9 protein-coding genes are annotated in these 12,118 nt (G+C 40.1%); 3 read left to right on the top strand and 6 right to left on the bottom strand.

Going from position 1 to position 12,118, the window contains the following annotated elements; translation table 11 throughout:
* Window positions 1-191: 191 nt before the first annotated feature.
* The 3 genes from KO534_RS18580 to KO534_RS18570 all read right to left on the bottom strand — a co-directional run bounded on the left by KO534_RS18580 (window position 192) and on the right by KO534_RS18570 (window position 4,699).
* Window positions 192-1,637 carry a sulfatase-like hydrolase/transferase gene (locus KO534_RS18580; RefSeq protein WP_215931954.1) on the bottom strand — a complete coding sequence of 482 codons (1,446 nt, stop codon included), beginning with the start codon at window positions 1,635-1,637 and terminating at the stop codon, window positions 192-194.
* A 66-nt stretch (window positions 1,638-1,703) separates the two neighbouring features.
* A complete protein-coding gene (locus KO534_RS18575; RefSeq protein ID WP_215931952.1) occupies window positions 1,704-3,350 on the bottom strand; it encodes a sulfatase family protein in 1,647 nt (548 codons plus the stop codon).
* A 170-nt stretch (window positions 3,351-3,520) separates the two neighbouring features.
* Window positions 3,521-4,699: an endo-1,4-beta-xylanase gene (locus tag KO534_RS18570; protein ID WP_215931950.1), complete on the bottom strand. Its 1,179-nt coding sequence runs from the start codon at window positions 4,697-4,699 to the stop codon at window positions 3,521-3,523.
* Between the two features lie 392 nt (window positions 4,700-5,091).
* Between KO534_RS18570 and KO534_RS18565 the strand changes: the two genes are divergently transcribed.
* Genes KO534_RS18565 through KO534_RS18555 form a run of 3 tightly spaced genes read left to right on the top strand, consistent with a single transcriptional unit; the run spans window position 5,092 to window position 8,347 of the window.
* Window positions 5,092-5,991, top strand: a complete 900-nt coding sequence (locus KO534_RS18565; protein WP_252732258.1) for a sugar phosphate isomerase/epimerase family protein — start codon at window positions 5,092-5,094, stop codon at window positions 5,989-5,991.
* Between the two features lies 1 nt (window position 5,992).
* Window positions 5,993-6,595, top strand: a complete 603-nt coding sequence (locus KO534_RS18560; protein WP_215931948.1) for a gluconate 2-dehydrogenase subunit 3 family protein — start codon at window positions 5,993-5,995, stop codon at window positions 6,593-6,595.
* A 27-nt stretch (window positions 6,596-6,622) separates the two neighbouring features.
* A complete protein-coding gene (locus tag KO534_RS18555) occupies window positions 6,623-8,347 on the top strand; it encodes a GMC family oxidoreductase (protein ID WP_354667960.1) in 1,725 nt (574 codons plus the stop codon).
* Here the strand turns inward: KO534_RS18555 and KO534_RS18550 are convergent.
* The 3 genes from KO534_RS18550 to KO534_RS18540 are packed head-to-tail and all read right to left on the bottom strand — an operon-like array spanning window position 8,342 to window position 12,106.
* The gene (locus tag KO534_RS18550) at window positions 8,342-9,286 is read right to left on the bottom strand and encodes a ThuA domain-containing protein (RefSeq protein ID WP_252732257.1); all 945 of its coding nucleotides are present in this window, start codon (window positions 9,284-9,286) and stop codon (window positions 8,342-8,344) included. The two genes, KO534_RS18555 and KO534_RS18550, sit on opposite strands and share 6 nt — an antisense overlap.
* Window positions 9,287-9,288: 2 nt before the next feature.
* A complete protein-coding gene (locus KO534_RS18545; RefSeq protein ID WP_215931943.1) occupies window positions 9,289-10,827 on the bottom strand; it encodes a DUF7133 domain-containing protein in 1,539 nt (512 codons plus the stop codon).
* Window positions 10,763-12,106 (bottom strand): c-type cytochrome, encoded by a 1,344-nt coding sequence (locus KO534_RS18540; RefSeq protein WP_215931940.1) that lies wholly within the window; start codon window positions 12,104-12,106, stop codon window positions 10,763-10,765. The genes KO534_RS18545 and KO534_RS18540 overlap by 65 nt, the downstream gene beginning before the upstream one ends.
* Window positions 12,107-12,118: the final 12 nt, after the last annotated feature.

Here is a 12,118-nt window from a genome sequence, read left to right as displayed (position 1 = left end):
ACGTTTAACGAGCTCCTACTTGATTAAATATTTGAAACTATTTAATCAAGTAGGAGGTGACAATAAAATCAAATTCTGAATACCCACTATCACATGATGACAGATTACTAGATAACTCTCTTTAATAAGCAAGTAAGAATTATTCTTCGTCACACAAGAATATCGTTTAGCTTATATGTGGGTTAAATAATCTATTTGCTTAAAGTATTTGTATTTACTTGAGATTCTTGAGTATGAATTAATAGTTCCAGTTCTCTAACATGTTGTGGATATTGAATCGCTAAGTTCACTTTTTCCGAAGGATCGCTTTCCAAGTCGAAAAGTAAAGCAGTTGCATTCTTATTCCATCTGTGGGCCTTATTGGCTCTAAGGTATTTCCACTTTCCTAATCTTACACCTGCGATTTCATCTCGTAAATTGTAGAAGTGAGGTTCAGATGTGATTTGTGAATTGTTCTTTTGAAATACGTTTAATAAGGAGCGCCCATCAAATCTTAAGTTACTTTTAATATTAATCGCTTCAATGAGGGTGGGAAATATATCTAGTGTGCTAGCTATCAAGTCACTATCTCGTGGTTTTACTATTCCGTTTGGCCAACTGATGATAGTTGGCACTCTAACTCCCCCTTCATAGTTGCTGAATTTTCCATCTCGAAATACTCCTGTTTTACCCGCATGATCGCCTTTTTCTGTCCAAGGGCCATTATCAGATGTGAATAGTATAATGGTGTTATCGAACAGGCCTTTTTCTTTTAGATAAGTAACGAGCTTGCCAACGTACCAATCGATTTCTTCAATAACATCGCCATAAATGCCTCTATCACTTTTGCCAAGAAATTGATTATCGGCAAATAACGGTACATGTGGCATTGAAGGGGTGAGGTAGACAAAAAACGGATTATTCTTATTGTTTTCAATAAAGGCGATTGTTTTATTAAAATAGTTTTTGGTTAGTTTGGCTTGGTTGGCAGGATATTCAACGACTTTTTCGTCTTCGAATAATGGCACTTTGTTTTTTAATTCGGCCAATAATACACTAATTTTGCCATCGTTATTGGCAACAAACTGTTGATCATTTACGAACATTTCTTGGTTATAGCCCTCATTCCAGATGACGTTGTCAGCGGCTTTATGCGTTGAATGAATGTACATGTCGTTACTGTAGGGAATACCATAATAGGTGTCGAAACCCTGTGAGGTCGGTAGTGTTTGAGGGGTATCTCCTAAGTGCCATTTGCCAAAGGCGGCGGTGGCGTAACCTGAATCACCAAGTGTTTCGGCAATGGTGTTGACTTCAGGCGCCATTCCGGCATCTCCTGGCCAAAACACATCGAGAACACCATTATTTCTAGGTCTAAGTCCGCTGAGCAGTGATGCTCTCGAAGGACTACATATTGCAGCAGCAACATAAAAATTGGTAAATTTGATACCGGTATTGGTGAGATCATCGATATTTGGTGTATTAAGTTTAGATGCGCCAAAGCTGGATAAGTCCTGATAACCTTGATCGTCGGTAAAGATTAAAATGACATTGGGTTTTTCTGGCGATGTTTGCTTCTCATCTACGTAGTTTCCAGAATGACAGGCACTTAAACTAAAGATCAGTAATATAACGCTAAGTGAGACTGTTTTATTCATTGCTCATTCTCGAGTGTTTTGTGAGTATAAAGACGTTCCTAATATTGTGGAACGTCTTCTAAATGACTAAAGTTTGATTTGATTTACTTTTGATTGTTTCGCTCTAACAGCATCCGGTTGCATAAATGTGCGGGCATCTTGTATATCACCATTTTTATCCGGCACTTTGAGCCATTCTTTTGGAAACTTAGCTTCTTTTGAACGAGTGGCCTCTCTTAATACGGCTCCGGTAGAAAACCTTTCGGTGTAAGGCACTGTTGTTTGACCTAAGTCATTCTCGAGTTTGCTATAAAGTCTTGCTCTTAGGCTCGAAATAACTTTAAGGTATGCTTCGTTGTTAATGAGATTATACATTTCATTTGGATCATTTTTAATGTCGTAAAGTTCTTCTGTGTCCCATACTCCATGATATGTGATGAACTTGTATTGATCGGTACGCAATGCAAACGTGGTTGGCGTTTGCGGATAGTTAAATTCCCAGTAATACTCATACAACAGTTCATCCCGCCAATGCTCCGACGTGTTATTTTTAGCTAAACTCAGCCAACTTAACCCTTCAAATTGTTGTGGTTGGTGTTTTATACCTGCCATTTCTAAGATGGTAGGGGCAATATCAATGTTGGCCGCTATTTTTTCTACAGTAGCGTCTTCTGCAACTATATTAGGTCCGCGAACAAGTAGTGGTACTCGCATGGATTCTTCATAGGCATTACGTTTATCAATTAAGCCGTGTTCACCAAACATGAATCCATTGTCACCCATTAAAATCACGATAGTATTTTGGTCTTGTCCATTTTCTTCTAGCCAATTAAATATACTGCCTAACGAATCGTCTACCGCAGAAAGGGCTCGGTGATATTCCATTTTGTAGGATTGCACATCTAAGATGCTATGGTATGGGAAGTCTACACCATGCCAACTGTTTCGCTGGTTCTTAACCCATAAAGGCTTTCCTTCATAGTTTTCATCGGTATTAGCCTGTGACGCAGGAATCGGAATCTTTTTACCTGCGTACTGTTGCTCATGTCTTTTAGCTGGCGCGAAATCAGCATGGACTGCTTTGTGTGATAGATAAAGAAAGAAAGGTTTATCTTTAGATTGATGCTTTAACCAATCGATGGAGTAATTGGTTAATTCATCGGTAATATACCCTTTTTGTGGCACTCGTTTACCATTTATATTTAAGGTATAAGGTTCACCATTAGCATTGACTCTGGGATAATAAATCCCTTGTCCAGGGAAACTTATCCAATGGTCAAATCCTGGTTGAGGTGCATCTTTTGCCCCTTTCCCAGCAGCTTCTCCCATGTGCCACTTTCCAATAAATGCGGTATTATATCCAGCTTGTTGTAAATAACTGGGAAAAAAAATCGTGCCTTTCTTAGGCGGTTTATTGTTGTCTACTACACCATGATTGTGCATGTATTGCCCGGTTAATATTGAAGCACGACTGGGTGAACAAAGAGCCGTTGTGACAAACGCATTCTTAAAGTGGGTGCCTTCGCGCGCCATTTTGTCCATATTCGGAGTTTCGATGACGGGATTCATAAATCCAAGCTCGTCATAACGTTGATCATCAGTCAGTACAAATATGATATTGGGCTGTGTAGCAGATAATGTTGAATCTGAGCTAATTGCAGACAGGCTTATCCCACTTATCGAGATAAATAGGCTTAGTAAATAGATGTTACGATATGTTTTGCTAAATTTCATATATTGCGTACTTATAATCTGTATCTAAAATTAAATTGTATTACTAGGCTATCGCTATCCCAGCAAAATAGTGTATCCAACTCGTTTTATAATGTACCAATGTGTCGCAATTTACTTTTATGATACAAATGGTTACGACTATCTGTTGTCACAACACGTTGGTCAGCATTTTAAAGGGCTTTTCTTAGAGCTTTGGTAAACTCATAGAATGCGGGTTGTGGTTGATAGTTTTCATCCCAAAGGCCTAGCAATTTTATTTTGGGATTTGAATAATGTTGTTGGTCGGCAATGGTCCATAAGTTCCAACCCACAACGCCAGATTGTCTGTTGTCGAGTAGAACATTGATAATGTTAACGTACACTCTAGATATCTCCATGTCATAAGGTTGATCGGAGTCATGATGGATATTGTTTTCTGTGACGTGAAATTCAAAGTTGTTTTGGTGACTCCATTTAATCAAATTATCTAATCTAATTAAGTAATCACTGTTTGAATCTTTGAATTCCTCGCGTTCTGATTTGATGTGAGCTTGCCATCCTATTGCGTCAATTCTTAAGCCAATATCTCGCAAATACAATACTAACTCTTTCATTAACGCGATAGATTCTGGAGAAGTCATTCTGTGTTGATTGATCATCAGTTTCATTTCGGTTGCGTATTTAGTTGCAATTTCAAATGACTTAATAATGTAGATAGGAATACCTTTTTGTTGCAGCAATGGATATTTATTTGGAATATCTTTTTCAAAGCCTAATATCGTCCAAGGATTTTCCCATAAATCGGTACCTGATTTAGGACCGAACCATTCTCCTTCTTCCGTGATGGTTTCGTTAACCACATCTAACCATTTAACTTGTTTGATACCGTTATACCTCAATATGAGACCAGTCAGAAACTCATCGAGCATTGTCGCCATTTCATCTTTGGATCTATGATCTTCTCTCGCCCAAGTCGAGACTTGAGGACTGATTGGTCCATGTATTCGAATTATTTGATTATTTTGAATGCCTTTTTCAATCCAAGCATCTGAATTTTCCCAACGCCATACGCCGGGTTTTGGATGGATATAACTCTGTTTAAAAGCGTTACCCGGAGTTATATAGTTAAAGTGCAGGTTTAAGATATCTTCAGCAGGTGTGTCCCAAAATGTATGATTGATGGTCGCGCCAATCAGTACATTTTCAGAGAAATTTTGTTGAACAATATCTCTTATTGATTCTATTTCAGTGGAAGCATTATCTTCAATTGGTGACGCCTTTGTAGTGTCATTCATCTTGACCGACGTTGGTTGGCAAGCAACCAATGCAGTTGACAACAGAATAATTACTCTCAATTTTTTGTTTTTCATTTCTAAGTAGGCCTTTTATTCTCATGAATAGAATTTGTGGGGTAGAGAATAGGGATTGACGCGATGAAAAGTATCCCTGAATAACACTAAATTTGTATCAATATGTCGCACTGTATTTCAGCGAGACATGGTGAGATAAAAAAGCCATTACACATTGTAGTATTTGAGAATAAGTTGTTACAAAGTGCATGCGCTCATAAAGAGTGTTACTTAAAGAATTATTAGTTACGACAGTAATTTTCTAGATACAAACGGTGTACGGCTTTTACCCTCATTCAATTGCTATTAGATTATCTAATTCGAGCAATCTTCAGTAGAGAAGTTGAGTATGGGTCATTCATATTTTTTACAAAAATACGACTAATAGTAATTGGTCTTGTATGGAGCATGTGATGAAGAATTTATTAGGTATTCTATCGATATCTCTCGTTATTATGGGGCTGAGTGCATGCAGTCAATTGATGTTTTATAAGAATAATGTGGGGGTGGGCGATAAACCATTACCCAACATCAGTGTTCAACTTTGGTCCGTCAACGATGACTTAAAAAGAGATTTTAAAGGAACCCTAGAAAAAATTGCAAAAATGGGATTTAACGGCGTTGAGTTTGCTAGAAACTATGGACCATTTAAAAAAGATCCGAAGGGATTGAAAACTTACATTCATTCACTTGGGCTTGAAGTGAGTGGGGCACACGTTAGCATTCAACAACTTGATGAACAACATATAGACGAAACCTTAAGATTTATGGAAAGGCTAGGTGTGACAGCGGTTATTGTTTCAATGGATAAGCGAGCATGGAGCCCTAAAGGGGTTAAAGAACTTGTATCGGAATTAAATCAAGCTGCGTTAAAAGCCGCGCAAAAAGGTATTCAGATTGGATATCATAATCATGAAAAAGAGTTTAGAAAATATCTAGGCAGTACGTATTGGGATTACATTGCCTCACATACTTCTAAAGACGTACTCCTACAGTTAGATGTAGGCTGGGTAACCTATGCGGGTATGAGTCCAGTTAATTATGTAGAAATGTATCCGGGCAGAACGTTAACTACCCATTACAAAGTCCGGACTTACAACGGTCCAGCGAACAAGGTTTCTGGCGCTAATGTGATTATTGGTAATGATAATTTTGACTGGGTTTCTTTAATTAAGGCAAACCAAGACTATGGAAACACTCAGTGGATCGTGGTTGAGCAAGAAGAACACCCCAAGGGAATACTCCCTATAGAGGCGATTGAGCTTTCTCTAGAGGGTTTAATTGATGAGTTTGACAAAATTAGAGGTGAGTAAAATGAGTTGTGACCTATCACGACGTTCTTTCTTGAAAGGATTGGGAGGTGTTGTAGGTACTTCCAGTGCTGCAGCAATATTGTCAGGTAATGCTGTATCGGTCGCTTTAGCATTTGAGCCTATAAAGGGTGGTACCGAAAAAGGCGCGCTTTTTAATAAACAGCAGATGATGATGCTAAAGGCGATTTGCGCAACGATAATTCCGGCAACAGAAACGCCTGGCGCCGCTGACGTTGATACCCAAGGGTTTATTGATAATCAGTTATTTCACTGTTACACCGGATCTCTACAAAACGAAGTGTTCCAACTTTTAATTAATATTGATAGTGAAGCAAAAGCTATGTTTGATGTTGACTTTGTTGAACTATCCGACAAAGAACAACTTGAATTATTAGAGCAAGTGGAAATAGGGAGTAATACCCTTTTGCTCAATAACAGAGATAAATTTAAATTTTTGAAATCTTTGGTTTGTTTTGGCTATTACACCTCTGAGGCAGGAGCATCACAGGAACTTCGTTATCTTGCTATTCCCGGAGGATATAAGGGATCCGTGCCTTATAGCAAAGGTGATTCTGGTTGGGGTTCCATGGGACTAAAATATTAATAAATTGAGATGTATCGGAGAATAAGAGTGATAACGCCAAATTATATTACAGAATCTAGTGAAGTTTTTGATGCCATTGTGATCGGATCAGGTGTGACGGGAGGGTGGGCTGCAAAAGAGTTTTGTGAAAAAGGCTTTAAAACGTTAATGATTGAACGCGGAAGAATTGTTGAACATCGAAAAGATTATATTGGAGAAAATCAACCGCCTTGGAACCAGCAATTCAGAACTAACGTTGATAATTTATTGGTACAAGAGCAATATCCTATTCAACAGCAATGTTATGCCTTTACTGATGCCACCAAGCACTTTTTTGGTAATGATCGTGATTTGCCTTATGCCACGCCAGACGATAAACCTTTTTCTTGGATCCGAGCCAATCAGTTAGGCGGTAAATCGTTGTTGTGGCATCGCCAATCTTATCGTATCAGTGATTTTGATTTTGAAGCGAATAAACTTGACGGTTACGGTAATGATTGGCCCATTCGCTATAAAGATATTAAGGATTGGTATTCATATGTTGAAACGCATGTCGGAATAAGTGGTCAGCGCGAAAACCTGCCCGAGTTACCTGATAGTGAATTTTTACCACCATTTGAGATGAATTCACCAGAAAAGATGATAAAACAGAAGTTAGAAAGTGCATTTCCAGATCGCCATTTAATCATGGGTAGGGCAGCACATTTAACTCAGCCTACTCAATTACACATTTCACAAGGTAGAGTGCAATGTCAGGCTAGAAATGAGTGTCAAGCTGGATGCTCGTTTGGCGCTTATTTTTCTACTCAAAGTTCTACTTTGCCGGCGGCAGCAAAAACGGGAAATTTGCATATTGCTGCAAACAGTGTTGTTCACAGCTTGATTTATGATGAACAGACGAATCGGGTAATTGGCGTGAGAGTAATTGATAATGACAATTTGAAGCAACGAGAATACTTTGGAAAGATAATATTTTTATGTGCTTCGACTCTAGGTTCAACGCAAATTTTATTAAACAGTCAATCGAAGAAGTATCCCAGTGGTCTTGCAAACAGCAGTGGTGTTTTAGGTCATTATTTGATGGACCACAATTATAATGCAAATGCTGGCGGTGAAATTGACGGTTTTGAAGATGAAATTGATCAAGGACGCCGCCCTTGTGGCATTTTAGTCCCTAATTTTAATGTACAGCCAGATCCTAAGCGTCCGTTTTTACGTGGTTATATGTTAGGGGGCGGAGCTCATAGGGAAACATGGAAAAACATGCAGCGTTCCGAGGGCTTAGGTATCGACTTCAAAAATCGGATGGGAAAGCCTGGAAAGTGGAAGTTCGGTTTTTATGCCATGGGAGAAATGTTACCGCGTTTTGATAATCAAGTTAAATTGCACTCAACACTTAAAGATAAGTGGGGGATTCCACAATTAGATATTCATTGTGAGTATTCTGAAAATGAAAAGTTGATGATGGAAGACGCTAAAGAACAAATGATGGCGATGCTTAAAGTTGCTGGTTTAAAAAATGTAACGGGTAGAGTTAATCATCGTCCACCAGGTATTGCCATTCATGAAGTAGGCACGGCGCGTATGGGGAAAGACCCGAAAACGTCAGTCGTTAATAAGTATAATCAAGCACATGATATCCCGAATTTATTTGTAACCGATGGCGCAAGTTTTTGTTCGACGCCACCTCAAAATCCTAGTTTGACCTTTATGGCATTAACCGCCCGAGCGGTAGAATATGCAAGCAAGGAATATGCAGAAAGGAGGTTATAGTGGGTAAGCGTACCCCGTATCACCTTTTTCACTCACTAAGCCTGTGGCCGCCCATTGGGTGCCACGGCGTAATAACGAGATAAAGTGTTTATCTTGGTAGACCGCTATACCGTGGCCTAAAGTGGTGTGGAATACTCGGCCTTGGTGGTAATTAATGGTCATGACTACCGGCTCATGACGACCGAAACCGTTATATTTTTTGTCATCAAATGCGCTGGCTAATACTTCTAGGTTTTGTGCTGGTCCACGCAGGCGATTGTATAGTTCGTCTTCGGTATGCAACCAACTATCAGGAAACGTGCTCATGATTGGGTGGGATTGTTTTCTATTTTGAATTTGAAATGGGTGTAGTTGTCCGTGGCCACCGCCTTGTCCTGGTGAGTTATCCTGTATCAACTTTTGGTGTTTATTAAAGTAAAGGTAGGGGCCATCTTTTTCATTACGGTTTCCCCATCCCCCTAAACCAATCATCTGGTTGTATTCTGGCCACTGTGGAAACGAATTGTTGGCGGCATGTACAACAACAAAACCACCTCCATTACGGACAAATTGTTCAAATTCCTGTTTGGTTTTATCTGGCCAAGGTGCGGCATTCCAGCCAAAGTTAGATATAACAACGTCGTATTGGGAAAAATTAGGTGAAAAGTTAGGATCGCTTTTGGGCTCAGGTAAATCCTGATAATGCCGCCCATCGTTAAGCGGATATTGCTCAAGTAATTTTCCGCCCTTCCAAGTATTTTGTGTGCGGTAAATATCCACCTTAAATCGCGAGTCTTGTTGCAAAAACTGCTGCATCATATGGGTGGTTTGTGGCCATACATAATGGTTATTCTGTCCATCGACGATCAGAACTTTAATGGGGGCTGCAGCTGAATCCATCAAGCTACAGCCGCAAAGTAAACATCCCCATAAAATTATGAATAAGCGTTTGGCTAACATGCTCATTTATCCGTGATAAGTTGGTTAAGGGTATAGTAGACCTTATCCACGCTGACCGAGCGACCTTTACCATCTCGTAAGCCGGGAAAGTCAATTTGTATAACTTTATCCGCGGTAAGGGGCAGCTCAATATCAATGCTTTTGCCGTCTTTCGACAATAACACTTTGCTCACAGCAATTGCGGCTAAGTCCATTTTAGGTGAGCCGTATTTGCCTGAATAATGGTAATGCCAATGTTGTGCGGCGATACTATCGACACTAACGCTGTTTGGGTCGAGTGCTTCGGTAAAGGTGAGTTTAAAACCTTTGGTGGTCAATTCTATATTCAGCAACTCAAAGGGGTTGGTACCATCCCAAACCACTTTTTGTAGGCCAAAGGGTTTACCGCCTTGCGATCCCCAACCATCGGCAGTTTGCCCTACCCAAAGTTGCCCATGTTGATCAAAGTTAAGGCGGATATTGCCACTTTGGAAATGATTCATAAAGTTGATCACGGCCCCTTGGTATTGACCGTTTACTTTATCCAATATGACGCGAAATATATTCGATTGGGTTTGGTCGCTGATAAACATTTGTCCAGCGAACGGACCGAACTTTCCTGCGCTGGTATCCCATGCAGGATTACCCGGCGAGTTGGCTACTTCAATATGGGGGATCCAAGCAACCGGCTTCTCACTCATCGTGGCTAATTCGTCTAAAGATAAAGTTGGGATGTTATCTTTATTAAAACCCTCAACATCTATCAGGGAAACGGGGTGTCCGTAGAATTTACCTGCTTGTAGTAGATGTAATTTTGAAGTGGGTACCCAGTCACCTTGGTTATCGGTAATAAACACCTCGCCGTTGCTATTAGCACCAATACCAGCCGGTGAACGTAAGCCCCAAGCATAGGGTTGGAACCTTCCCTTTTTATCGACTTTATAAGCGAAGCCTCTATAGCCTCCTGCACTGCCCATGGTGCCTAATGAAAAAGCACCGGGGTTATTATGTGACAAATTTAAGGTGCCAAAATAATTGCCCATTTGGTCTTTCACTGGACCAAAATTGTATTCGTGGTAGTTATCATGAAAATCCCAGCCGCTGGTAAAAAGTAAATAACTATCCGCTACTCCATCTGCATCAGTATCTCTAAGGCGCGTAAGTTCTGGTTTTTGCGCCACTAAGATAGAGCCATCATCATCAACTAATAAGCCGGTGGGCTCATGTAATCCTTCAGCAAACTTATGCCATTGATTATCTTTTAGTGTCCAAACCTCACCTAATCTCGTAGCTGCATAGATAACGCCATTCGCGTCGCTATCTAGCCCGGCTATATGAAACTGAACATTAGCGGGTGTCTCAATGGTGACCATGCGATAACCATCAGGTTTATAAGTGTCTGTGGGCGCCTGTTGAGCAAAACCTTGGGTGGTCATTAGCAATAGACTGGCGGCGAATGATAAAGCGGATTTCGTGGTCATTGGTTTTTTACTCATTCTATTGATACTGCGCTGAAATAATGAATTTGCCGAAGGCATCGCTGGTGACGTGAAGATATTCATCGGTTACCTTGCCATGAGGGCTTGTCCAAAGGAGGTTTTCCGCTTTGGGCAGTTTAAATTGCAGTGAAGAGTTAGCTAAATCAACAGCGGTATAGTGAAAATCTATCGTTTTGTTATTGTTGGCGCTAACCAAAAGGTGATATTCCGCATCATCAATTTTATAGAGAAATTCAGGTGTGCCAGCGACTAAGTGATAACCTAGGTACTGGCATTGACTTGGTTGCTCTTGCTGAAGTTGTAGCGAAGACGGGAAATGGAAAATCCATTCACCTAAAGGTAAACTTGCATCTTCTCCTCGACCGGCAATATTGGGTCCAATATTCAACATATCACCTTGCCATAAACCTACCACACTGCAATGGCGAGTATTGAAAGCAAAATTTATTTTCTGTGGGAACCCGACCGCAATCGAGTAGGTTGGTAAATTCATGGTTTTCACACGTTGCACAATTGGCTGACTGGTGGCTTTTAGTTCAAGTTTTTTGCCAAGCATAATTGCTTTTGCTCTAGTCGATACCGGAAACAATTTAATGCCCATATCGTCATTGGTCACAATTAGCGTAAGATTCTTCATATGCGGTTTATCGTCAGCCGAACGATAGGTGATTTTTAGCTGCTGTTTACCTTGTTTAAAAGGCCAAGTTGGAAACCATTCACCAAAGCGGTTATCCCTTTCTACCACTTCACCATCAATTTCAAAAGTAATGTTGGTATTGGCCCCCCATTGTACCCAGGCGCGCGTGGGTTCGTTTTTAGGCGTATAAAAATTACCTTCAAATTCAATAATGTAATGCTGCACTTCAGGAAGCTGAAAATCCGCCAGATTGTTGGCTAAACGGCCACTCTTGATTAGTTTGTCGCTACTGATTACGCGATCATTAGCATCCTTCATTTGATACAACTTAAAACTCAAGTTGTTAAAGCCTTCTCTTTTAGAAAAAATATAGGCAACCATGCTCTTAATTTCTTTAGTCGAAAACATCGAGTCAAAACCTGGCATGCCAGCGCTGCTGAATCCTTTTTTAATATTCTGAACGACTTGTTGGGGTTCGCTGCCATGGATCCACTCACCATCTTTTAAGTTAAAACCAAAGGCACCACCTAAATCTCTTGAGTGGCAAGCCGCGCAAGCTTGCTCGTATAAAATTTTGCCTTGGGAAATGGCCTTTGGATCATCTAATTGCAAGTGTTGGGTTTGTTTAACATCATTTTTCGTCGTAGCCATGACGAATTGAATACTAAGCAGTGATAGCAGCAGCGAATGTATTATGATTTTCATTTTTTAAGAAAC

It is taken from the genome of Paraglaciecola arctica, from assembly GCF_018861065.1.
Taxonomy (GTDB): domain Bacteria; phylum Pseudomonadota; class Gammaproteobacteria; order Enterobacterales; family Alteromonadaceae; genus Paraglaciecola; species Paraglaciecola arctica_B.
Note: the sequence above shows the minus strand (reverse complement) of the source record. Positions and strands in the feature narration are given on the sequence as shown.